The following is a 26,986-nucleotide window of genomic DNA, read 5'->3' on the forward strand; positions in this document are numbered from 1 at the left end:
GCAACTTGTGCCAATACACTCTTACTACGCAAAAATTATATTACTTGAAATTTATGATGTATTCTGTCAGATTTATTGAAGAGTCTAGATTTATCTTCTTTCTAATTCTAAACCTCAAGGATTCAACCCCTCGATAAGAAATACCCATCAATGGAGCAATTTCTTTACTTGACAAATTAAGCTTCAAATAGGCACATACTCTCATTTCTCGATGATTCAGAGCTGGATATTGTTCTTTAATCTTATCTAAGAAATTATTATTGATTTGATTAAAGTGTATTTCGAATCGTTCCCAACTCCCTTCCATAGCAAATTCACCATTCAATATCTTAAACACACTCTTCAACTTTTTTCTTTGTTCTCCATCGGCTTCCTTAACTATATCATTCAAAAGCGCTTTTACCTCTTCTATAGAATTATACACTTGTGTCATCTGAAGAGTAGATAAAGCTAATTCTTTACTTATACCTTCTCTATATTGTCTTAGTTTTATATTATCCTCTTCAACCCGTTCTAGAAAAAAATGTAACTGATGCATTTCAAACTCGACCTTTTGGAATTCTAACTCTTTTTGATTTAGGAGTTCCTGTAATTCTTCTTTTTTTTTATTACGCTTAGTTCTTACCAATACAACTAAACAAATTATTACAAAAAAAATAGCAATAATCACCAAACTTTTATTAAGATCTCTATACCAAAAAAATAGCGTGTCAAATTTGTTGATTACTTCTTCCCTTATTTTAGTATGGTCATCTTTTCTTTTCACAGGGAAATTGTAATATAAACTGTAATTATTAGTCATCCTGCCTAACCATAAACTAGCATAGTACTGAATACAGAAATAAATTCTACTCTCTATTTTCTTGGACGCTTTAATGTCACTATAGTAGAATCTTTCTCCCCAAAACTTGCTTTTTGGTGTGTTCAGATAGCCTTGCCCAGAGACATTCTTTTCTATAAAACCCATTTCATTATGATTAGTGGGAATTGATATTAAATTTTGATTAAACAGAGAACAACCATCGTAAAATCTACTATTGGATTCACAAAGCACCCTTCTTTCTAATTTAGAATATTTGAAAGGATCACTTTCTTTTATAAAGCTTAATGCAACTTTGTCATTCTTAATATCACCATAAATTTCAGGAAAAGCCTTTTTAATAGATGCTTCAATATATTTTTTTGTAACAGCCCCTACTTTGTAATTATAATGCCATATGAAACCAAAGCTGAAAAAAGAAATCACGGAAAAAACAAAATAAATTCTGAATACTTGATGGCACATATTTTCTGGTGTTTATCGATAAGTTTGTGACGACCATTCAAGTTAATTTACCGATTTATAAAAAGACATTCGATTAGAGGTAGTCTTAACATTCTCATTAACAAAAATTAAAAGAATGAAAACTGCTAATTTTATTAAATAATAACAGGAATAGATTGACAGAAATTATAAGCCGAAACTCAGAAGCTAAAGTCAATATATTCCCGTTTACAGCACTATCAAATACAGTTCGAATAGACACAGAATTAAACTAAAAGCTAGTTTTCTTAGCATATCCCATATTCTTAATCATTATAAGAAAAATCACGATTAGAATAATATACCAGGAAACTATCGAAATAAATAATATTTATTAATTTACAAAAGGAAACTCTGTTCCGTTCTATGTCTGTACAAGTTTTGATATGTCTCATTCAACTAAAAAAAGAATTGTAATAAAACAACATCTATTTTATTACAATCTTGATATTTTTAGATTCAATTTTTAGATAGTAAATGCCTTTCTTCAGATTAATTATACGAATTTGGTTTTTATCATCTATTATTTGTTGAGATTGTAAGTTTCCAAAAACATCATAAACTTCCACGATATCTCCTTGCCGACTACCTTCTAAAGTGATTTTTTCCGATAAGCTCACAGGATTCGGATATGCTGCAAAATTAGCATCGATGCTATTGAGTTTATTTACAGACTCCTCTACTGGAATTACAACCCCCCATCTAAAAACATCCCAACCTTCATTACCTATATTTGATATCGCACTCAATTGATTTGAATCTAAACTTAGCTGCGCGCGAACATATTTATCATTGAAAGTTTTGAAAGCAACTTTACCTTCTCCTAAACTTTCCCAAGTAAAAGTCTCCCAACCCATTTTGGTGATAGATTTAGCTTCTAATTCACTATTATTATCATATCTAACCTGGATATATTTATTGTTCGCCACAGACTTTAAGTATATATTCCCATTCCCCGCATCTTCAACTTTGAACTGCTCATTGAGCCCTAATTCTGTAGAATTAGCTCTTAAAGGAGCGTTGAGGACACTTTGAACAGCACTAACGTACTCAACGTTACTTCTATCTGTTCTAAGCCAAATAGTCTCGCCTATGGGCGCTTCACCTACTCGATCTTCTGACACTAGTTCTATTTTCCATTTCTGGCGTTGATTGTTGGGATCATAATTAACAAGGCGAATATTTGCATTTTCTTGGTTCGTTTCAGGATTGCCTAAAACTGCCAAGGGCGCTTCCTCCGTGTCGCATTGGTAATTTAGGTTCCTAAAGCTTACTATATTTTCTCCACGATCTAAAACTTCCCACTTCGTATTAGCCTCTGATCCAGATAGTATCGTAGATACATTAGTCTTCTCAACGATACAACCAGACTCTTCATCTAATGCCAAAAACCTTTTAGTTCCTAGATTAAAAATAGTATAAACATTTTCGCCGAGATGTTTAAAAACCCATTTTTGATCATTGTAATCTAACGCGTTATTTAATTGAGCATTATTGTTCGCTGCTTTAGGTGCCACTAATCGCTGAGGTTTGATTAATGAATTAATATAGTAAGTTCCGTCAGTAATAATCCCTTCAACCTCACCAGAAGAATCCTTCTCTAAACTTTTTAAAATCTTTTTCATATTATCTCTATCATCCAATTGAGATCTGTCAGTCCACGACCACACTATGGATCCCGACCAAGAATTTTCAGAAAGTTCTAAACCAAGATCTTCTGCTCTTGTAATTGGTATATCACTTGGTGATAAACCAGAATCATTAGCCAAGTCATCATCATTAAATACAATGTCATCAGGATAGTATTCCCCTATCACCGTTTCTTTATCTATCTTATTTACATCTAAAATATTATGAAAGGGAGACCCTTTAAACCCCTGCCACTTATAATAATGAACATTGTAGAAATCTAAATAACCTTCGTCATCACCACCTGCATTAATTAAATTAGCATCAGAGTACGCATTCCAGAAACCTTTCTCAGCATCCTCCATATTAGTTAGCAAACCTAACGCACCGTTAGTAATTTTAACTTCAGGTTGTGCTCTTCTAATAGCTCCAGCAGTTTTGTTAATAAATTGTTGAATAAACGGCATCTCTACCTTTTCCTTAAAATTTTTCCAATGTGCTGCATACCTTTTCGTCATACCCTCTGGTTCATTAAAAATTTCCCAAGCGAATAAACCAGGATGATCTCCTACACTGTTGACTAATGGCAGAAGTGCATTTTGGATATAAGCATCTCTGTAACGATCTTCTGTGAGCAACTTTCTATTTGCCTCTGCATCAACTGCCCATTGATCTTTTAACATATCAAAAGACCACAGACATATTTGAACTTTTAAGCCTTTGGATTCTGCTAAATCCAAGATTTCGAGTACATCCTCGTGAAAAAAGTCAGGATTATTCGTAACCATCTGATCACTATCGTAGACGGGGTTAGTAGACCCGTTAGTATGATACCACCATCTTACTACATTACCTCCATTAAATTGCACGAAGTTCATTATCTCTTCAAAAGCAGCTAAATCTGGTCTAAAAGAACTCCCGTCAAAAGGGTTTACTCCAATATCTCGGCCGAATTTGACCCAAGCAATATTTAAGCCATTAACGGAGAGATCATTCTCGGATAAAGCCTTAGAAAACTTTGGAGTATTGATTTTAATATTTTTATTAAACTGACTGAAGGAAGCACCGACATTTTTTGCGCGTAAAGTTGTTGTAACATCCTCCATATATTTTTTTTTGTAGTCCTTTCCATTGTCCCAAAGCTTGTTAGATCTCTGCGCATTTATAACAGTACAAAATATAAGTAATAAAATAAGTGATATTTTTTTTTTCATAATAATAGGTTAAAATATAGGTTTATTTAAGTATTGATTTGATTATAATATTAATAATAAAATTAGTGAACCTCATTGCATCTTGATAATGATTTTTTATCAAAAACTAACCAAAAAAAAGAACTATAGCCAAGCACCGATCAGTTGATTTAAACAAGGCATATCTTTAACGAATTGTTAATAAATTAAGATTTATAAACCAACAAAAGAATTGCAAAACACCAGATATAGTATTTATAGAAAAAAAAAAAGGATTTTTCTGATATTAATAAACCAACTTGTGACCAAATAATCACACAGAAAAACTTTCTAAATACAGGTAAGTTTTTATCTGAGCCTATCACAATGGTATAGATACAAATTATTTTATAGTAAATAAAAAGTAAATGAATTAGTGATTTATTTTAATTGACAAAGTAATTCTAAACGCTTCTTCTAGACTAAGTGTATTGCACCAAATTCACTGTTTACTCAATTACATAACTCTTCTGAAGAGTTAAAAAGAATTTCCTGAAAAATTCAAATTCGATCTGAAGATTTACAAAAACATGCTAAAATACGATGCTATTTAATACTTTATTTTAAAAAAGATACCCAGTTTAACCAACCCATGAATTTGACACAAAAACACCAAAGCTTATTATCTAAGATACTCTGATTGCGCACTTATCTTTAAGTAAATCCTTAATAATTTCTTTTATCTATCTTTTCCAGGCTTTTTTATTTCTCATAATTAGTAGTTCATCCTTATAGTGTATTTTGATACTAGCAATAAAATACAAAGCTTTATCAAGTACTACAGAGGTTAACTACATTATAAAAACAATATATAGAAGCATAATAAAATAACTATTCTCTTTTACCCTCCATTTTCTCAATCACTATTCTACCAATTTTATTAACCTAAATTAAGAAGCGAAATAAAGAAATACTCCTTTTTTTCGCTTCTTACAACATAATACTTAAAACCGTAAACCGATACCGCTTCTAATTTTTTATAATTGCGATACTGATTATCACTTAATTCTTCTACACCGCCCCAAGGTTGCTATCTTTCGTATTGATAGCCAATTCTTTTCTTCCGGCTTAAAGTTTATTTACTCTTTAAAATATTAAATTATTTATTTTTTTATACATCCAAGAAAGTTTTGTGTGCATTGGGCAAAACTACCTACAGCTCCAGCCTCAGCAAACCCTACACACGCAATCACCCATTCTGGAGCTACTGCCGAACACAAGAGTGCTCCTGAAATTGAAAGACCTCCAACTTTGATTGTACAAATGATATACCTAAGGGCACATCTGACATCTGATTTTTTACTATAAGAGAGTGTCATAGTATCTATAAGTGTCAAATATTTATCTTCAATTGCAGCTTTTACGTAATCCTTAGATAATACCAAACTATCAAGATCCAATGATTCTTTGTTGGATAAGTTTGGGATTTGAGGAAAATCCACTGCTAGTGCTTTGGTATTACTTACATAGTCAAAGAAAAATTCTTTAATCACTGATTCTTTAGTATTTAGTAGAGTAGCGATTTTCATAAAATCATTTGAGTACAACGCTTCTTCATATACAGAAAGAAATACTGTCTTATCAGATTCTAACAAATCTTTCTGAGCATCGAAAACCAAAAACTCGATTACTTTTTTTGAGGCAAATACATCTATTAGACGCTGGTCTGATGATAATTGATCGGCCAATATATCGATATCAGAATCTTTAGAAGGTATATCTACCTCCTCTTTTGAGCAGGAGTATAATGTAGCCATTATCAAAAATAAAAATAAAAATTTTCTTGTTTTATGCATAATCATTGGTTTAAAATTTGTTATAATTATCTACTTATTCTCCATTACTACCCTAATGGATGAAATTTTATCATTTTCCCTTCCTAAACTCGACCTTCCACGGTAATGATCCTTACCTCGTACCCAACTATGTAACTGTTGCCCTCTCTGATGATAATGACGATAGGTAATAAGCTGGGTTCTAGAATTTTTACCATCATGATTTGAAGATACTATTATAAGAGAAGCAGCTTTATCATTGAAATAACCTGGAACATTTCTATTTGCTACACCTTTTTTATTCTCTGAAAGTCTATGCATTCCACTAGTTGCCCAGTATTGACCCCTGTAATTCCCACTATCAAATAATACCACAGCCCAATGCCCAAAGTCTTTGTTAGCTTTACTATTCTTCTTCGCTTGCTTATTAAAGTCATTAAGAGCTTTATCGGCACTTTCTTTTGTATTAAAAATTTCCAAAACGTAAATTTTGTCTTCATTAAGATAAGAAATACCTCCCATTGGGTCTTCGTAAATTTTTGAAAGTTCTGTGTCATTGAGTACTTGTGCTAAAGAATACTCTTTACCTTCAATAATTATAATTTCAGGGTCACCCGTTACTTCTTCGCCAATCGTTTCTTGATTTTCGGATTCTAAATCATTCTCACAAGAGGTAAGAAAAGTAAGTAATAGAATTACCGCAGAATAGTTTAAAATATGTTTCAGAATAATCATTTGTTTATTTTTTAACGTTTTCATTATTATTTAATTTTCGTTCTAGATATCTATACACAATCTATGAAATCATCTATACACTCAACTGTAGAAGCGCCTGCTGCTGCCGCTCCAGACGCAAAACATAATGGTTGTAAAGGAGGTGCTATACCTGTGCAACTTGTAGCTATTATACCACCCCCTGAAATACTAACAGCCACACATATCATTAAAGTAACTGTGCAATTGCTTACTTTTTGAATACCTCTTTCAGGCCTATATAATCTGATATCCAATGCAAACTGCTCATTCATTCTGTCTGCCGCTTCTTCTCTTGACACTGCTTTTTTCTCAATATTTTTTAATTCATCATCATTGAGTTTAGCAATTTCAGGAAAATCTGCAATGATTGCCGCACTGGATTTTAAATAATCCTGAGCTAAATTGTTAAATGCCGAATCAGAAATATTTAACAATTCACTAATGGTTTTTAAATCATTATTGCTAATTGCTTCGCGATAGGAATCATCATAATTCTCTTTTTTAGGGTCCGATAACCCCTTTTTAACATCTTCGATCAAAAACTCCAAAATTAGTTTTGATGTATTTGCCTTAATAAATCGCTGATCTTTTGATAACCGATCAGCTAATTGTTCGATTTTATCCTGCTCTGAGTGATCCTCTATCACTTCTTCTTTAGAACAAGAAAACATAAAAGCACTCATACATAAAAGTAGCAGTACTCTCGAAATTCTAATTTGTTTCATATTATTAAGTTTTATTAATATATTTGCAAATATGAGAACCTCTACTGTTAAAAATCAAACACTAGAGGTTAGTAAAAAGTTAGCTTGCTTAATTAAAAGGTTTATTTAAAGTATTACTATAATCAATCTAAGTTAGTCAGAAGTAAGTTTTATATGTTTTTAGCACAAAAAGAAATTATCAAAACTCCTTTATCAATATATATGCATGAATAGATGTAAAACATCATCAAGTATCTAGATTCCCATATTAGATCAAAATTGTTGATTATCCCTTTTTAAAGTAAGCTTTCCATTACCTCTACTTAGAAAATAAGCTTAGGCTAAAACAAAAACACATATAAACCCTTATACTTTGATAAAATTTTAGAGTCCTAAATTCCTGATAACCATTTCATTTCTAAACAACTGAAGGCCGTCAACAGAAAATCAACACAACAGGAATCTGCAATCAAAAAGTCTTTTCAGAAGTTCCTGAAAAAATATTAATAAGTAAGTTAATTTGCAGGGGCCGCAAAAGCAGTTCGATTTTCATCGCTTCTTATAAAATAATTATGACGATCTAATCTCATTGACTAACAATGACTTCTAAAAAAAAAACGCTTTTTCCTTATTCTTTATTAAATTATCCGTGGTTACAGTGCTTTATTAATTTTTTTAAATTTGCGTTAAACTGCTAGGAAATATGATTTGATCTTTAAACAAAAAAACTGTCATATTTATAAACTTTTAATAATATTAATTATAGTAAATTTCAGCTGTCATTCGCTGTAATAATTGGCATTGGTTAATTGAATACTAATGAATATAACATCCCAAAAAGAACATTCTTTTGATTACTGATTAACTTTATGAGACTTTATTTACTTCTTTTACTATTCCAAAAACATCAAACTTCTCTTTACAATCATACCTTCCTTTATTTCTTAATATTTATTTAAGTTGTATTTATAAAATACCTTAAATCCCCATTGATATTTTTAATTATTTCTCTCATTTTTATAGAAAACATTCTTGAGTATCTACAAAGAAAATTAGAATTAAAACAAACTCTAAGAAAAATCCTTGTTCACACTCTTAATTTCACTTCATTCAGATAAATCCATTGAAATGAGATAATACACGTATCTTTCACACAATAACCTAAAGATCATACAGGCTCTGACAAATAAGTTCCCCCTATAATATTCCTGACTTGAGTTGAGTAATATTAAAACTCTTTTCGAATTTCGAGACAAATACTTATTCCTTTAAACTTAAAAAAAGAAGCTAAAGCTCTATAGTTTATGGTTATTACTACGGAGCGCTTTAAGTATTTTTTTTGAGCGAGTTAATTTGTATAGTTTTTTTAAATAAATAATTCCACAATGGAACAAAAACCACGCAAATACAAAAGGGATGATATAGATCACGCTTCAATGCTCCTAAGTTCGTTTAGAAATCAAAAATTATTGCTCAGCAAACACCTCGTTAATTTACCACGAAGTCGCTAATTATAAAATTTGTTCTAAATAGTCTTTGAGAGGAATTTCGGAAGGAATATTCATTTTCTTTTTTAATTTACTACGAGTCACTTTTACCGTATTAGGAGAAACATTAAGAATATTAGCTGTCTCTTTTATACTCATATTCAATTTTGTAAGTAAACAGTAGCGAATTTCAGAAATTGACAACTCCGAATAATTGGTTTTTAATATGGATGTAAAATCTGGAAATTGAGATTCAATACGATCTGTGATTGCCCTGACATCTATTGCAGAGTTAATAAGATCTTGTATTTTATCTTCCACTTTATTGAGCTCTTCATTATTACGCAAATCCCTTTTTACCTCATTCAATATCGTTATCCTTTTTGATATAGCAATAGCAGTTGCTCCAATTTCATTTTCTCTGAGAATAATTTGTTCTTTGAGTAATTTTTCTTCTTTTTCCCTTAGTGAATCAATTATTTTTTTTCCTTGGATATATTTATACGAAAAATAGAGACTAATGAAACTGATAATAAGGATTAGCGTCAGAGAGATAATTAATATATTTTGTTTTAGATTTTGTGCCTTTATTAAAATATTATCTGAATTTAATTGCTGGTTTCTATATTCTTGATCAATTAATTCTTGCTGGCGATCAATCAATGTAATAAATTCTTTAATTCTAATTTCCTTGGTTTTTTTTAATACTCCGGTCAACTTTTCGTAATATAAAATCACCTTCTCAGAATCTTCTATTTTACTATATAGTTCTACCAGGTTTTCACATATTTCTATTTTAACCTGCTGATTTTCTACAACTGAAAACGCATCAAGAAGGTAACATTCAGCTTTGGTATATTCTTTTAAACCAAGATATGATTGTCCTTTAGTTAAATTGATAAAATTAGGAATCTGGAAATAATCACCGGTATGATTAGCTATTTTGTTCTCGGCAGTTACACAGTACTCTAGAGCTTTATTAAATTGTTTACCTAGCATATACATAATAGCTATATTGAGATGTAAACCTGCTTGTTCTACAATGTTATTATCTTTTATTGCTATGTCAAGTGCTTTTTTATAAAATGATATAGCACTATCCAAATTGTTTTCCTCAGTATAAGTGACAGCTATCATATTATACACTTTAATAAGTCTTTTTTTCTTGAGATCACTGTTTAAGTAAGATAAGAACATAGCGCGTGCTTGACGATATTTCTTGAGAAAACTATAACAAACACCTATATCCATAAGAATTTCATTTGCAAGTACAACCTCATCTTTTGATAAGCTTAAATCATATGCTTTTTGTAAGTTTTTTAATGCAAATGTATATAATCCAGTCCGTATTAGAATACGACTTTTCTGTAATAATAACTCTTCTTCTTTTTTTTCTTTAACACCATATGTACTAGTTAAATATTCAGCCATGTTAGTGTAATATAATGCACTATCCAAAACAACTTCCTTCATATAGATTTTAGAAAGTTCAAAGCTAATTTTTGTTTGCATTTTATATTTACTGGCGTTTTCTGACTTTTTATACAAATCAACTAAAATCTGTTTATCAAAATTTTTAGTAAAAGCCATAGAATCAAATGTAGCCTCTATTTGTTGCGCCGTGTAATGCTTGATAGAATTTTGTCCATATGAAGAAATCATTAAGTTCATTAATAATAGTGTTAGGATGGGGATTTTCATGGGGATTGTATTAAATTATAATTAATTGTAATTTCTTGTCGGTGCTTTGTGTAAAAATAAAGCGATTTAAACTTTCATAAATTTATTTTTCTTATTTTTCTTGATAACAATTAAGCTAAAAACGATATAATTAAATTCTCTCAAATCATCAATCATCAAGTCATATCGATTAAATAATGAACGAAAACTATCCATACATCAATAAGAATATCACATTTCTATAGAGCTGCTTTAACTACTTGAATTTGTACTTCAATATTATGAAGATTCGTATGCTTTCTTGCTACTGGCTCACGCCTAACAAACACTAAAACCCTATCTACCAACAAGATAAAAACATGTTATGGTTGATCGCTTTTTATTCCAAGATACCAAAAAACCAGCACACCTATTATCGGAAGTGTACTACATCCGTACAAATCTACAATAGAAAGGTCTAAACCCTATCCTAATGAATTTGAGAATTTGAACCCAACAGTATTTTAACAAACCCGTTAACACCATTTCCTGAATGATTATAAACAGCATACCAAGTTAACAGAGTTTGCTTAAAAAGTGGCTTTATTGGTAGTCTATCCCATTATATAGTCGTTTTAAACTTATAACGTATCTCAATAAAAATCTCACCCAACAGAACTTTTTAAGAAAAACTCTTTTAATCTCTGACAAGTATGCGTTATTCACATTTCTACTGTATTCTTGTCTAACATTTTACACTCTAGTAATTAATTTTTAACACCTTAAGTTTTGTAATCCAACATCCAAAATCGATTTTTTGGATGTTGAAAAAATGTAAATCACTTTTATATAAACCTATTCAATTCAAAAACTTTATTACATAATAAAGAACAGATAAAAGGGAAATAACCCTACCAACAATTAAAAAACTAACATTAAACTAACGTGTTAAGGAACTTCATTAACCTTTAACTAACCTATTTTATTGTACTTCAAAAAACTTTATATGCGAAATTTGTTAAATATTAAAATTAATTTTAAAATTTAACAAAAATGAAAACTATTGATTTAACCAAATTATTGGGATTACTTTTTCTCCTATTCATGTTCAATTCTTGCGATAAAGACAATCTTACCGATACAGCAATTGGATATGAAAAATCCGAGCTATATCACTACAAAGGAATCACGTTAACCGAGAAACAAATGAACGAACGACATCCTAATGTACTGGAGAATTCATACTTAATCATTAACAATGACGAAATAATTCATGTTTTCGATTCAGAAAATGAAGCTTTAGAATACGATGGAATTCTAGAGGATAAAGCTTCCTCTAATTGTAAAAATGATTTTAATCCCTACACTTGGGGTTTTAAAATAAGATTTTATGAAAACGAAAATTTTAGAGGTAGATGGTTTCAGGTTAGAAAACACGGAATTTCCAAATCTAAAGGTAAATATTCTGCTAATGTCCCTAGGTCTTTTAACGATAAAATATCCTCTATTGTAATTGATGAAATTGATAAAGCAACAGGCAACACAGGAGGCCCATTATGGACTTTTGTTAATTGCAGTGAAGATTATAACTTAGGAGGTAGGTCTACTAATGCTGTGGTGAACCCTTTTGGTTGTAGAAGAACTTGGAAAAACTTAAGAAAAGGGAATTGGAACGACAAAATAAGTTCTTGGTACGTAGATGGCGGTGGCAGGTAATTCCTCGCAATATTGAGTAAAGTATTACGCATCTCTCTTATAAACTTCACCAGAGTCAAAGAAGCCTTAAGAACTTAGGTTTCTTTGACCTGATGTTTTTCAAATTAATGGTTTAGATCTTTCAATTTCATATTAATTATTTAAGCTATTATTAATCGATAGTTTTAAAAATCAACTAAGAAGAGGTAACAGATATAAACTCAAAAAAAGCCCTTCTCCATAAGTGTTTTACTGCTATTGTCTATTTTTTATCTAGTGTAGATTGCCAGTAAAGACAATTAATTAATCTATCATTGTTTTTCTAATCTTACAAAAATATATGAAAACATGAATAAACAATTAGGAATAAAAGTTTTAATATTTTCTTATCTTATATGTTTCTCCTTTGCAACTTTTGGACAAGTGATAACATCACCAATTATTGTTTCGCCAGAATCTCCGAGTTTATTAAATTATACAGTAACTGGAAACTTACTAAAAAGAGTTTCAATGGAAGTTAGTATATCTGGTAATTATGCTAATTTAACCTTGGAGGCAGCAGGTCAACGTTTGATTGATAATATAGACATCCCCTCGAATAGAATACAATCTCTTAATTTTATAACCAATTTTCTTTCGTTAGGAGATGTAGAATTGCAATTCTACGCTAATAATGAAAGTGTTACAATTAATTCATTATCAATTACTGATTTCGATAATGTAATCATCCCTGATTATAAAAATGTTAGTAATTCCGTAGGTTTAATTGTAGAACCGGGTGATAAGTATGGAGGTCCATCTATAGCGGATTTTAATAATGATGGAAATTATGACATGGTTCTTAATAACCATAATGATAGAGAATCTCCTAGTAAGTTATATTTTGGCAATGCTAGTGGAAATGTTACAAATGAAACTGAACTTTCTCAGTTTGCGTTGATGGACCTTCATGGTTCTGCTGCTGGAGATTTTGATAATGATGGAGATCTTGATGTCATAATTGCTTTAGGTGGAGGGAACGGAACCAATCCAAAACCACCGTTATTCTATAAAAACGAAAATGGAAATCTTATTAGAAGTGATGCTGATGTTGGAATTACATCTGGAGCAAGAGGACGTTCTCCTAAATGGGTTGACTTCGATCTAGATGGAGATCTGGACCTCGCATTATTTAATGCTCCGGGAATAAACGGAGGTTCAGGAGCGCAACATATTTTCTATTCCAATAATGGAGACGGAACATTTAATCAAGTAAATATTTCAGGATTAGAAAATGAAAAAGGTTCAAGAGTATTGATTACCGATTTAAATAAAGATAGCATAGATGACGTAGTTTTCATTGACCCTTTAGCTATTTGGAAAGGTAATGGAAATTTCACATTCGAAAACGTTACTAACAACTGGTTAGAAGGCACAGCATTTGCAGGTAAGTTTAACCTCAGTGCCTTAAATTTGGATATAGATAATGATGGCGATTTAGATTTATACCTTACGAGAGGTAAAGAAGTTTTTGAATTATCTAACAATACTTCTATAGATTATGACCCAATTCGAAAAGTTTTAGACGGAAGAACAACTGGAAGTGAAGGAGTATTAACTATAGATTTTGAAGCAGAAACAAGCGAATTAGACATTTCTAATTTAGAGTTTGCTAGAAGAAATCAATTTCCAGATAACTTTCCAGTTTTCTTAGGAAGTTCTATGACCGTAGCAATAGGAAATCTAAATATCGGTAACGATCCGCTGACGATACCTGACATACAAGTAACCGAAACTACTGCAGATGGATTTCCCTCCACCACCACCACTAACGGGCTCTATATAGGATATTTAGGAAATGGTCAATGGAGGTTAAGAACTGTAAGAAATGGAGATATTTCTTTTAATATAGGTTTTACTGTAGACAATGTTAGTAATTATGTTTCTGCTACTCCTCCTGCACAAAATAGAAATGTAGATGATATCCTACTCAGAAATGATCTAGATACTAGCGCAGGAACGATTAGTTTTGTTGATGTTTCTGATCAATGGAATATTCCAAAAGGGGGAAATCATTGGGGTGCCACTGCTGGCGATCTCAATAATGATGGCTTTCAAGACATATTTATTCATAGATATGGATATTTAAGAAATCGAATTTCTGATTACATTTTACTAAATAATGGTCAAGGAAATTTCGAAATTACCACAAATCACAATGCAACAGTTAGAGAAACTCAAGCTCATGGTGATATGGGACAAGCTTTTGATTATGATCTCGATGGAGATGTAGATATTTTAAACGGAGATGATCAAGGAGGTACTTGGCATTTGTTTGAAAATCAAAAAAATGATAATGGTAATTATGCTATAGTAAAGATTGGATATTCCCCCATCAACAATGTTGATCCAATCTCTGCCGAAGTTACGCTTACTACAGCTAGTGGAATGTCTCATTTTAGAAGAGTCGAATCATCTGGTTCTGTCTATTCACAGAGTTTACTTAACATGATTCATTTTGGTTTAGGTACTGAAGATTTAATTAGTAATATAACCGTACGTTGGCGAAATGGAGAAATCGCTGAGTTTAATAATGAGGATGCAAATCAAATTTTTGACACCAATTTATTAGATCCTACAGGTATAACAATTGTACCTAATCCTATTGAAGTGCGTGTAGGCACAACTATTCAATTAAATTTAGATTTTGAACCCGACTTCGCTAATCGTAATGTCACTTGGAACTCCGCTGACACATCTATCGCCACCATAGATCAAAACGGTATACTTTCCGGAATTCTAGAGGGCCAAAACACTACTATTACTGTTATTAGCACAGCAAATACATCTATCACAGCTACCGCAGCTATTAGCGTGGTTCCGTTTTTTCCGATAGACGCTGAATCGATAACTTTAAATACCGAAAGTATTGATTTAATAGAAGGTAATAATGCTACGGTAATTGCGACCGTACTTCCCGAGGATGCTGATGATAAATCTGTAGTTTGGTCAAGTAGTGATACTACAATAGCAACTGTGAATCAAAATGGAACAATAACTGCTGAAGGACCTGGCACAGCAACTATTTCCGCAAAACTAGTCAACAATCAAATCATTAAAGATGAAGTTACAGTAAATATTATTGATTTAGTAGCTCCTAGCTTACAATTAGACAATAGAGAGATTTACATCAATACAGAATATGAAATTGGGGGAGTTATAGATGTATTAGTAAATTATCACGCTGGAACAGGAAATACTGTAATTGCCGGAAATAATGGTGGGATTAGATACTTTTTGCGTCACCTAACGTCTACATTTGATCTAATTCGTGATTTCGATATTGTAATTGACGATACTGTATTAGATACCGAATCAGGATCATCGCAAGTTTCTCTAAACATTAATTTAGAAGACCTTCCTACTGATAGTGACCCAATAGTACCATCTGCCGAATTACAAAATGGTGAATTTTACTTTTTATTTGCTTCATTTAGTTCAAGCAATGGGGATTCTCCAAATATTTCTGTACAACCCTTAAAAATAGTTAATTCTACTTTATCTACAAATGACCTTACAAATGAACTCGCAAATGTTGTAATGTATCCCAACCCGAGTAAAGATCATATTTCTTTCAACGGATTAAAGGATAAAATAGTTATTGCCACTATTTATAACCAAGTAGGACAAAAGTTACGAATTAAAAAAATACAGTCAAATGATAAAATACCTATCAATAACTTACCTACAGGAACCTACCTAATAATACTAGAAGAAGGAGTGTCTGAATCTAAAAAATCTTTCAATTTAATAATAAAATAAAAAATACAATATTTTACGTTATAACTAATATAGGTTTGCTCTCAATGGTTCTTATTGAGTGTTATTAAAAAGAAGTTGGCTGCAATACTAACTTCTTTTTAATAAATAACCTGATATATAACTTACAGTTATCAAACTTATATTCTAATAAGTCTTATTTTACTTATGAATAGAGTCCTCCCTTTTTTTCCTTTTTATAGTTTTTTCATGTAATAATGATGATTCGGAAGAAATTGAAGTTATTATTGAAAATCCGAATGAAGAAACAATAAACTGTGCGGAAGAAAATTTTATAGAAAATAGTTTAAATCAAGTTTTTGCTAATGCTTTAATCTCTGATCATTGTAACAATATTAAAAGAAATAACCCTATAAAAATCATCCAATACGATCAGAACAATAATAGAATCAAAACAAATTATAAAAAAATAGATCAGTTACTTATACAAGGAAGTAATGATGAGAGTTGGTTTATAGTGCAAGGTAGCCAAGCCTCGACCGTAGTAGAGATTAATGATGTTGATAGTAATAGTCGTTGGATCTCTTTAGGAAATACTTATTCAGGAAACCCTAATTTTACAATTGGTGCTACTATAGAGTTCTTTAATCCATTTATAAATTATAGCATCATTAATAACCGCCCATTATTTGAACCTTATCCTTCTTCGGTAATAGAAGGTAATTTTAATTATATACAACCTGGTGGAATTCTAAAAAAAGAAGATCATTCTTATGTATTATTAACTCCTGTTGTTTTTGGCGCACACGAGAAAAAAAGTATTTATTATGCTACTAGTAGAAATTTAGAAGATTGGACATTTCAAAATAATAAATTATTAAGTACAGAAACGATTCCTTTCGCAAAAACTAGTGGCAATGTTTTCTCTACTGATAACCCGCTACCATTAGAAGATGGAAAATTTTTGGTTCTATTAGGTGTTCAGCAGCCTAACGGAAATTATACATCTGCCTATATGATTATCGATGAGAACTTGAATATTATCAAACAACCTTCACAAATAATGATCTCAGGATGGAATGGTCCTGATCAGAATAGTTTCCCTTTAGCTATCACAAAATTTAATGACACCTATAGAATATTGTTACATAGAAGATTTTCTAATCAAATTGAAAGAGAGGTTCACGAAATTGTTACGTCTGATTTATTTGATGTGTTAGATACAGGCGGATCGATAATTTCTTCAGTTATGATTCAGAAAGGTAGTAATAGTACAGGGTATCTCAGAGGGAAATCAGATGATGCTACTTATATCAAATTTAATAACGAGCTTTATATATTAATTGCTGGAGAAGAAAGATCTTCTGATTACCTAACATCGATTAATCGGCAATACGGTTTAATGACTTTACAGAATGGTACTTGGAAACACGACCCACGAAGTCCTCTATTAGTTAATCCAATGAATTTATATAATAAATACCCTGTCTATGACTGGGCTTGGGACCATTTAGGAGCATTTGCATCACCTGTAATTAAAAACAACTCCTTATATATATTTATGGCTTTTGGAACTGATAATCCAGATTATTTTATCTCAGGAATTAAGATTCCACTATAAAAAATCATAGTATAATTGAATTATAAACTTAGTGTTAGTTTTATATGATTTTGATAAAACGGTTTTGCTGTGATTATTCTTACTGTCACTTCCGCTTTCCCAAACTAGTAAACATTATAGATATAGCACTCCATATTAGATCTTCTTTTAAAGATTAAAACGACATTCTGGAATCGAAAAAAAAAATTCAGAAAGCTCCTTAGTTAGTGGTATTTGAAATGATCTACTATTTAAAACCAGAGATCTTCTATATAAATTTAGAAGCATCTTATCGTCTAAGTCATCAGAATCTATCAATAAATTTAATTTATTTTCAACCTGCATTTTAGTATAAGATGCTTCATTTTAAGCAGACATACAAGTTACTGGAACTAATAAAACAAAAAAATTAGTGTGAATCTCATAATCCAAATGAATATTATTCAATTTTTTACATCCAATAGCTTTATCATACAGTTTTCTGCAGAACCCATATGGATTACTAATCTGATACTCATACTTTACTCAATAATCTGTACACTTGAATCTGGTATCAGATCGTTGCCTTCTGTATTGCCCCATTGCACTATATTTATATTACCTTTTTCTAAAGAATTTTGAGGTTTCCAAAAATTAATATATTTCCCGCTAGAAGCCTCAGTACTGAGAAAATCATTCTCAGTAATAAATATATTGGTAGCTTGTTCTCCAGCAATAGAGGATCTAACTGGCCCTATTAAAGTATTATTTCTTACGTAGATATCTTGGCAACCATTTTCAAACAATGGTACTTTTCCAAGAAAAGTATGATCTCTGAAACTAATAATCGAAATATGGCTACTTTTCTCTCCGTCATTAATCAATATGTTATTGAGAAGATGAACGTTTGAAGCTTCATGCTCTATATTAATATTTTCTGTGTAAGCCCCTCCTGTTGTACCAAACATAACATTTTTTTTTATTATCACATTTTTCACCTTGGCTAGCGCTACATTATATTTCGTCGCTTTATCAAAAATATTCTTACTGATCGTTATACCTTGTAGATTGGTAACCACATTTTTAGCTACTTCAGCACTAGGATGATTTCTACGATTTTCAGCTCCATCAGAACCATCGTTACCTGCATCCATAGTTATACCTACCTCCATATCGCCTACAAAAACATTGTTTGTGATTTCTATTCCAGTCATTTTTATAATTGGCTGTCTTCCATAAAATCTATTAAAAGCAATTCCTAAGGTGCAATTATTAAATTCACTATCTCTTACAATTAATCCTTCGATCGTCAATCCTGTGCCTTGCGAATTATTTGTAATTGGGCTTACATAGATTCCATTGTTAGGTGTCCCAAAACCAAACATTGCATTTTTAAAACGCATTCTAAGTGCTTTCACACCACTCTTCCCATTTGTTGTAACTGCCGCAATCCTATTTGCTCTGATATTATTAGCATTAACTTCAAAATCTTGAAAAGTTGTATTATCAGAACCTGTAATCACCACACCACCACCATTTATATTCTTATCCAACTTAATCACTGTTTTGTTCATTCCAGCTCCTTTAATTACAATTCCTGGCTTATCCGATGGAAGAATCACAGCATCAGAAGTAAAAAAAATCCCCTTTGGTATGTAGACCGTGTCACCCGCTCTGGCTTGATTGACTGCTTCCGGAAGAGAGATATAAATTCTCTTTGTAGTATCAATTGTGATCAACCTACCTTCTGATACTGAATGTGACTTCTCTATAAAAGGGTCATTAATAAAACTGTCATCTTCTTTCTCACAATTGACTATAAGAACTGATGTAATGATTAAAAGTAAAATTCTAAAATTTCTCATAATTTAATTTTTAGTTGATTAATAATTCCTACAAAATTATCAATTGAAAGAAAATTTAATGACCGTCTAAGGTTAGTAAAATGTTAGTCTACAGTTTAATTTAACCTACTTTTAAAGACTCAAGACTTACACTATCAATTCATTACGTTTTTACCGTATTAATTTTAAAATATGCTCCCCCTAAAGATGTTAATTGGGGATCAAGATTACATTTTATAAGCAAAAGTGAACCCTAATAGAAAACTAAAAACTTTAATATTTTAATAGACTGTTTAGCTCTAAAATTTCAGGTTTTTAAAATAAAAGTGGAGGCTGTAGAATCCATAGTACAAAATAGAATGATAACATGAGAGCTAATTACGATTCATAAAAAATAGACTAACCAACTAAATGAAAGTTTAGTCTCAGCAAATGTCATTACAGCAAGTAATAAAAGAAATTATAAATTAAGAATATTCAGAAACCTACTAGTAAATAATCCTCAGGGCAAGCCCTGAGACATTACATTAGAATAAATTCAATTGATCATTTCCAAGTAAGATTTCATATTCATTTTCTTTTCCTTGATTTTTGACATATTGAGCTATTATTTTTTCATTACGATGCAGACCAACTGTATTTATATAAAAACGACTGCCCCAAAATGAACCGCCCCAAAGAGCTCTTTTAACTTCAGGAGCTTGAGAGAGCTTGAGAAAAAATCACTTTGGCTGTTATAATTTTAATTGTCCTAGTTATTTTAGTTGGACCTTGGGTTGAGAAACTTTGAAGTAAAAAAATGAATGTGATGCTTGTATGATCCTATTTCTAAAAAATTAATCTCATACCTATGTTATATATAGCTAGAGGAGTTCGCTTCAAAATTCGATCAATCTTTAGACTTAAAACGAAACGACGATATTTTGTAGAGCCAACCAAATGATATAGCAACAAAGAAACGTTATGACTTTTGTGTATCTAGGAACTTGAGCTCACTCTCAAGATTACTATTTTTTTTCGCGCCAGAAAAGCCTCGGATTTTAAACCCTCATAGAATAAAAATATCTTGGAAAAACCAGTCCATTGTCACAAAAAGGATTAGCTTATAATTAATACAAAATTAGTTCTACATTATAGTTATTCAATTCTTTTCGAATTGTCAATACTTACATATGGTTTGTAGCGAAAAAAGTATAAACTTTTAATCCTGAGATTAGTTTTTTTTTAAAAAAAAACTTCCCTGCTCAATATATTCAATTTTCGAGTGACTGTGAGAGATGTTATTTATACGTTATACTGCAGCTTTTCTAAATAATTGCTTAACGTCAATATTTTTTATCAAAAGATAAAATTATTTACTACTCAGAAATTGAAAAGATAGATCTACTCGAAAAAAGTAAATTTTTCCTTTTAATTAAAATGGGATCTGATAAAGCGGTTGTAATTAAGCCTATGTAACGATTATAAAGCTCTACCTTAAAGAAGATTCCACTGTGAATGCAAACCTTTTTTAGTACAGTTTCACTTCATAAATCCACAATTCTTTCACTTATATTTTCTTTTTAATACGTGAGTTCGACGTAAAAAACTCAGAATTAAACCAAAGAAAAAGCAGAATATTTAGTAAATTAAAGTGTTGAATTTTAATGAATTAAAAACATTCTGCTTATGATTTCTGAACTTAAAACTATTGAAATTTTCTGTAAATTAGATGATTTTTCTAAAGAATATGACGCTATTATATCTAAAAATAGTATTTCTGATGGTTCGACTATAAAAAAACGCAATAGAAAGTTTAAAATGAACGATAGTGAAGTTATGACCATACTGATCATATTTCACTTAAAGTCTTATAGAAATCTTAAACATTTTTACTTAAATCACGTATGTAAATATATGACTGATATGTTCCCCGATTGTGTTTCTTATAATCGATTTGTAGAGCTCCAAAAAAAGGTAACCCAACCCTTGGCTGTTTTTATGAAGTTAAACTGTTTAGGTGATTGTACAGGCATTTCTTTTATTGATTCAACACCTTTAAAAGTATGTCATTACAAAAGAGAAAAACAACATCAAGTCTTTAAGGATATTGCCAAAAAAAGTTACGGAACAATGGGATGGTACTTTGGGTTTAAACTTCATCTAGTTTGCAATGATAAAGGTGAAATAGTTGATTTCATGTTTACTCCAGCCAATGTAGATGATAGGTTTCCACTTAAACAAAAGAAATTTCACGATAAGATATTCGGAAAGATTTTTGGTGACAAAGGCTATATTGGTAAAGATTTATTCGATAGATTATTCGTAGATGGAATACATCTTATAACAAAGGTGCGTAAAAATATGAAGAAGAAAGCTATGGACTTTATGGATAAGGTAATCCTTAGAAAAAGAGCTATTATAACGTGAGTTCGATCTAAGTAATAGCTTTATTAGGCAGCATATTAGGTATTTTCAATTGGGATAAGATCTAGGGATAAAAATTTCTCAAAGAATAATCTCTTTAATCAAACTGGAAATTTACTTCAACATTTAATCCTATTATATTAAAAAAACGTTTTTAAAACTATATTTCAATAATGTAATAGACCCGAAACGAAAAGTTCCATAAAAATGATTTACTATACAGTCAAATTAACAAAGAAATTATAGATTGACCTGAATACAAACTCTACTATTGTGATATGGACACTTCCACATCCCTACTTTTTCATTTTTATCATTAAAATTACCATCTTTATCAACCAACCAAAACCACTCTCCATTCTTATGATCTATTATATTATTTTTAATAAATTCCCAAATAGATAAAGCTGCATTAATATATTTTTCATCACTAGTTAATTGATACATTTTATAAAGCCCAACAATTGCCTCAGCCTGCTGCCACCAATGCCTATCATGATCTATTTCACCAGTTTTCCAATTAATTTCATTCGCCACTCCTCCATCAGAATCTATAGCCTCATCAATAAAAATATCGGCTATATGTTGTGCCCTCTGATTTACCTTGTCCCTTAAACTAGAATCACCTATTACATTAGCTGCTTCCATTAATAGCCAAGCGGTTTCTATATCGTGTCCATAGGAATAAATAGAACTTTTTAAATCCCACTTTTCGTTAAAAAAAAGATGTAAGTGACCTGTTTCTGACAGAAATTTATTTAGAAACAAGTCGATTAATGCTTTTAATGCTTTTTTAAGCTTTGGGCTGTTATATATTTTATATAATATAGTATATGCTTCTAAGAGATGTAAATGAGTGTTCATTGTTTTAGGCTCATTAACATCCTTCTCACTTAAGCGCATATCCTTTACGACACTCCAATCGTCATTAAAGGCTTCTAGATATCCTTCATTCACACTATCGTATGCTTTGCTTTCTATAAAATCAAAAATTTCTATCGCCCAGTTTTTGGCAAATTCATTCTGTGTCAAGACATAATATTCCGACAAAGCATAGATCACAAAAGATTGTGCATAAACCTGCTTTCTCCTATTAACAACGTTCCCTTTGTAATCTAACTCCCAAAAAACACCACCATTCTTAATATCTCTAAAAAAATTTACAAGATAATTATAACTCCTTCTACATAAATCTATATACCTACGATCTTTATAAAAATTTGAAGCCGCAGAAAATGTCCATAAAATTCTTGCATTCAATATTATTCCTTTGTTATTTTCTGTTCTTTTTAAGTTAGGATAATCAATATGACCTATAAATCCACCATTATCATAGTCTACTGCATTAGTTTTCCAATAATGTAAAATATTCTCTAATTCATTTTCCAAAGATTTTTTTAAATATTTCTTTTTATCCATTAATTCCTATGTTTTTAAATACTATTCTTAAACTTAATAAAGTGGAGAACCCTCTTGTAAACAAGAGGACTCGACACCTTTGGCAAAAAAAGAGGGCAAAAACTAATTAACAAAAAATTTATCATCTAATTCAAAACCAATAACATAAGCTAAACAAAAAAACAAATAATTATAAATTCTAAACTGATTCTTCTTGACGATGAAACTATTATTATTTAATATTTTACTATTCTTGTATTAATACTTCTGCTGCTTTCTGTTTCTAAGCAAACCAAATATACCCCACTTTGGAACATTGAAAAATCTAACCTAATTCTATTAACAGACACCTCTAAAGAATTATTAATCACCTCACTACCTAACATATCGTAAATTCTAATTCGCCTAAGATTAGAAGGCAAATTAGATAGAATTAATTTATTTTTTACTGGATTTGGGTAAATAATTAACTTATCCAAATCATCTAAATCATCAACTGACAATAACATATGATCTGAGAGATTTTGTACAACGGGCTGCATAGGTCCCCATCCTCTATCAGTCCAAGACCATACCAATGAACCGTGCCACCCCCTATTTATTAACTCAATACCTAAATCAGATGCATTTACCCCAAAGGTATCCTGTGGATAATACTCTGCAACAACAGTAGGTTTATTCAAATTCTGATCTGAAAAATTTTGATGAAATGGAGAGCCTTCAGTACCAGCCCAATTATAAAAATGGATATTATAAAAATCTAAATATCCATTGAGTTCACCTCCCTTTTCGATTAATCTTTCGTCTGTATAATTATTATAATATCCATTACTATCATTATCTACCATAGAAGTAAAACCTAAAGCTCCATTTGTAATTTTAACATCAGGTTGTGCATTTCTAATCGCTCCAGCTATTTTATTTACAGACCATTGTATATCCACAATTGAAACTTTATCTGTAAAATCTGGCCAATGACTTGCATACTCCGTTGTCATCCCTTCTGGCTCATTAAAAACTTCCCAAGCATATAGTCCAGGATGATTACCAACTTCACTTACCAAAGGTATTAGACATTTATCCAAGTAGGCTTGTAAATGGGCTTCTGAAACAAGGATATTCTTATTCCTAGCGGAATTAACATTCCACTGTCCTCCTTTTAACATATCAAAGGACCATAAGCATATTTGGATCTGCACATTTTTCTCGACAGCTAGGTCCAAAATAGACTTTAAATCTGTTGCAAAGAAATCTGGATTATCCGCCACAAACGAGTCATTATCATCAAAAACAGGGCTGGTTGAACCGTTAGTATGAAACCACCATCGAATAACATTGCCTCCACTTTCCGCTACTTTATCCATAATATTTCCGAATTGTTCCAAATTCGGATGGTATTTAGTCCCGTTTTGTTCTAGTCCAATATCTCTTCCGTAATTTACCCAGGCAATATTTACTCCATTAACTATTTCAAAGTTCGGAAAACTATTTCTCTTACCTAATTCCTTTTCAGACCTTTTTAGTGAGCCAAAAGATAGTTTTTTATTAATTAAAGAAGGAGAAGCTTTAATATTTTCAATTATTTCTTGTTTGTAATTCTCGTGATTGTGCCATTCTCTTTTTCCTAGGTTTTGAGCAGATAAAATGCAGGAAAATGTTAGTAATAGTAACGACAGAAATCTTGTGTTTTTAGTTTTCATTTTTTTTAAATTATTTAGATTTTTTTTTTAATTTAGGGATTATAAAACCTAAACCTACTTATCTAAATCTAGGGTCGATCAAAATTAATTTTTAATACCAATAATTCTTAACAGTATTTTATCAAATTATAACCCTTTTTCTACTAATGAAATCTTTAACTCAAAACGTCCATAGAGAAATTACTCCATTAACTTCTAAAGATTGTTTTTTGATCTTTGATAGAACAAAAAGCGATTTTACTTTTCCCATACATTTCCATCCAGAATATGAACTTAACTTTATTTTTAATGGAAAAGGAATTCAAAGAGTGGTAGGTGATCATATCGCAGAAATTGACAATTACGAACTTGTACTTGTTGGTCCAAATTTATTTCATGGTTGGATGCTTAATAATTGTACTGAATCAAAAATTCATGAAATCACTTTACAATTTCATAATGATCTATTCGATAATAAATTGCTGAGTAGGGCCATTATGAAACCAATAAAGGAAATGCTTATTCAATCCTCCTGTGGAATTTTATTTACCAAATCCACTGCAAAGAAAATATATCCAAAAATTAATAAACTTTCTAAACTTAAAGGATTAGATTATTTTTTGAAATTTATTTCAATTTTACATCTATTATCAATTTCGGAAGGCCAAACTAAGCTATCTGCCTATTCATCGATTAAAAAAGATTTTCACAATAGTGATAACATAAAAATAATATATGAGTATCTCCAAGAAAACTTTAGCAAAAAGCTTAAAGTAAAAGATTTAGCAACTCTTGTAAATATGACAGAGGTATCATTCAGTAGGTTTATCAAAAAAAGAACAGGTAAAACATTTATTGAGTATTTAAATGATATTAGAATAGGCTTTGCTTCACAATGGCTTATAGAAAAAGACGAGTCGATTGCAGAAATTGCTTACAATTGTGGATTTAATAACGTATCTAATTTTAACCGGGTGTTTAAATCGACCAAAGGATTAACACCAACGGAATATAAACATAATTTCGAAGGTATTAAACGTGTATTATAATTTTATTAATGTGTGAAATTTTCAAAATTACTTAGGAGAACGTTTTACTGCTTTACTAAAACAGTTTACCAAAGCGTATTCAGAAAATAGGTTTATCGAGAAGTTCTATTTACAAAAAATCCAAGATTTGATAAATTCAGATTTTGGATTTTCTGTTTTTTGGCTGTTTAGCCGAAGATTTGATGTTTTCAGAGTAAACAAGACATAGTTATCCCTAGTATTTTTTTTTTGTGTTTCTTTGAATTTAGGCTACTATTTATGCTTGATTGTTTTGTATTCGTCAGCCTATTTCTAGTGCATTTGTTGTATGTATACCGTAGAAGATCCAGAGCTTTTCTGTAGCCTTTGTTTTAGAGTTAATCTTTTTGAGGTGGTAATTTTTCTTTACAAAAACTACCTTCTAAACGAGTCGCTCTTTCTTTGGTAATTATAGCTTTTAGTTGTTTTTCTTCTTTATAATTTTTTGGAAGTTTTTCTTTGCGTTTAAAATCTGTTTGAATGTAATGTTTAGTAACAAAATTTCTATTTTTATTAGTGGCATAAATAGCAACTGCTCCTAATATCTTAAGCTTGGTTTTGGTAAGTGATTGTGTCTTATGCACGGTGCTTTGTAGCCGTGTACCTTCGTTAAAAGCGTTAAAGCTTAAATGTTCTATAAAATTGATGCCACCAATCTGTAGTTTATTTACTTCAGCTCCAAATTCTACAGGTTTTACTTGCTTTACCCTTATAATGGGTCTGATATAATCCTTAACAATACTAACAATTCTATTTTTAGGAGATATCCCTGTTTTAAAGTAAGATTTTTGCTGTTCGAGTATTTTTTCAATGGTTGCCACCCTGCGATAATAATCAACAGTAAAGACGATTTTGTGAGAATTACGAAGCCATTTTTCAAAGTCGTTAAGCTTCTTTAATAAATTTCTTCGGGGCAAGCCCATGGAGCATTTTAAAGGAACACGTTTTCAAACTTCAAACATTTACTAGCGAGGCAAGCCTCGGGGTGTTAAACCATCCTAGAATAAATGCAAC

General features: G+C 30.9%; 14 protein-coding genes and 2 pseudogenes. 5 read left to right on the forward strand and 11 right to left on the reverse strand.

Features of this window, described 5'->3' with window-relative positions; translation table 11 throughout:
* Window positions 1–40 precede the first annotated feature (40 nt).
* The 6 genes from H526_RS0127730 to H526_RS0127755 all read right to left on the reverse strand — a co-directional run bounded on the left by H526_RS0127730 (window position 41) and on the right by H526_RS0127755 (window position 10,587).
* Window positions 41–1,285, reverse strand: a complete 1,245-nt coding sequence (locus H526_RS0127730) for a helix-turn-helix transcriptional regulator (RefSeq protein ID WP_027395916.1) — start codon at window positions 1,283–1,285, stop codon at window positions 41–43.
* Window positions 1,286–1,731: 446 nt separating this feature from the next.
* Window positions 1,732–4,146, reverse strand: a complete 2,415-nt coding sequence (locus tag H526_RS0127735) for a T9SS type A sorting domain-containing protein (protein WP_027395917.1) — start codon at window positions 4,144–4,146, stop codon at window positions 1,732–1,734.
* 1,121 nt (window positions 4,147–5,267) lie between these two features.
* Window positions 5,268–5,960, reverse strand: a complete 693-nt coding sequence (locus tag H526_RS0127740) for a hypothetical protein (protein ID WP_035086867.1) — start codon at window positions 5,958–5,960, stop codon at window positions 5,268–5,270.
* A gap of 30 nt (window positions 5,961–5,990) precedes the next feature.
* Window positions 5,991–6,698 carry a hypothetical protein gene (locus H526_RS0127745; RefSeq protein WP_027395919.1) on the reverse strand — a complete coding sequence of 236 codons (708 nt, stop codon included), beginning with the start codon at window positions 6,696–6,698 and terminating at the stop codon, window positions 5,991–5,993.
* A 26-nt stretch (window positions 6,699–6,724) separates the two neighbouring features.
* On the reverse strand, window positions 6,725–7,420 hold the full coding sequence (locus tag H526_RS0127750; protein ID WP_155839799.1) for a hypothetical protein: 696 nt from the start codon (window positions 7,418–7,420) through the stop codon (window positions 6,725–6,727).
* 1,490 nt (window positions 7,421–8,910) lie between these two features.
* Complete coding sequence (locus H526_RS0127755; protein WP_081415726.1) at window positions 8,911–10,587, reverse strand: tetratricopeptide repeat protein; 1,677 nt, start codon at window positions 10,585–10,587, stop codon at window positions 8,911–8,913.
* Between the two features lie 1,011 nt (window positions 10,588–11,598).
* On the opposite strand from H526_RS0127755, the gene H526_RS0127760 reads away from it, so the two are divergent.
* From H526_RS0127760 to H526_RS0127770, 3 genes are all read left to right on the forward strand, one after another.
* Window positions 11,599–12,261: a hypothetical protein gene (locus tag H526_RS0127760; RefSeq protein ID WP_027395922.1), complete on the forward strand. Its 663-nt coding sequence runs from the start codon at window positions 11,599–11,601 to the stop codon at window positions 12,259–12,261.
* Window positions 12,262–12,588: 327 nt separating this feature from the next.
* The gene (locus H526_RS30405) at window positions 12,589–16,041 is read left to right on the forward strand and encodes an Ig-like domain-containing protein (RefSeq protein ID WP_051336400.1); all 3,453 of its coding nucleotides are present in this window, start codon (window positions 12,589–12,591) and stop codon (window positions 16,039–16,041) included.
* Window positions 16,042–16,516: 475 nt separating this feature from the next.
* Window positions 16,517–17,620 carry a hypothetical protein gene (locus H526_RS0127770; RefSeq protein WP_027395923.1) on the forward strand — a complete coding sequence of 368 codons (1,104 nt, stop codon included), beginning with the start codon at window positions 16,517–16,519 and terminating at the stop codon, window positions 17,618–17,620.
* 500 nt (window positions 17,621–18,120) lie between these two features.
* Here the strand turns inward: H526_RS0127770 and H526_RS0127780 are convergent, their stop codons facing one another.
* Window positions 18,121–19,443, reverse strand: a complete 1,323-nt coding sequence (locus tag H526_RS0127780) for a right-handed parallel beta-helix repeat-containing protein (RefSeq protein WP_027395924.1) — start codon at window positions 19,441–19,443, stop codon at window positions 18,121–18,123.
* A gap of 506 nt (window positions 19,444–19,949) precedes the next feature.
* A pseudogene (tnpA, locus tag H526_RS31590) lies at window positions 19,950–20,400 on the reverse strand (IS200/IS605 family transposase).
* A 690-nt stretch (window positions 20,401–21,090) separates the two neighbouring features.
* Here tnpA and H526_RS30410 point away from each other — a divergent pair.
* Window positions 21,091–21,825 (forward strand): annotated as a pseudogene (locus H526_RS30410) (IS982 family transposase); the annotation flags it as partial.
* A gap of 243 nt (window positions 21,826–22,068) precedes the next feature.
* Here H526_RS30410 and H526_RS0127790 read toward each other — a convergent pair.
* Window positions 22,069–23,247 (reverse strand): AGE family epimerase/isomerase, encoded by a 1,179-nt coding sequence (locus H526_RS0127790; protein WP_027395925.1) that lies wholly within the window; start codon window positions 23,245–23,247, stop codon window positions 22,069–22,071.
* A 215-nt stretch (window positions 23,248–23,462) separates the two neighbouring features.
* Window positions 23,463–24,926, reverse strand: coding sequence for a T9SS type A sorting domain-containing protein (locus tag H526_RS0127795; RefSeq protein WP_027395926.1), 1,464 nt, complete (start codon window positions 24,924–24,926; stop codon window positions 23,463–23,465).
* Between the two features lie 146 nt (window positions 24,927–25,072).
* On the opposite strand from H526_RS0127795, the gene H526_RS0127800 reads away from it, so the two are divergent.
* Window positions 25,073–25,954 (forward strand): AraC family transcriptional regulator, encoded by an 882-nt coding sequence (locus H526_RS0127800; RefSeq protein WP_027395927.1) that lies wholly within the window; start codon window positions 25,073–25,075, stop codon window positions 25,952–25,954.
* Between the two features lie 356 nt (window positions 25,955–26,310).
* Here H526_RS0127800 and H526_RS31365 read toward each other — a convergent pair whose 3' ends face one another.
* A complete protein-coding gene (locus H526_RS31365; RefSeq protein WP_155839800.1) occupies window positions 26,311–26,889 on the reverse strand; it encodes a hypothetical protein in 579 nt (192 codons plus the stop codon).
* Window positions 26,890–26,986 lie beyond the last annotated feature (97 nt).

Origin of the sequence: Aquimarina latercula DSM 2041 (genome assembly GCF_000430645.1) — a bacterium.
Taxonomy (GTDB): Bacteria; Bacteroidota; Bacteroidia; order Flavobacteriales; family Flavobacteriaceae; genus Aquimarina; species Aquimarina latercula.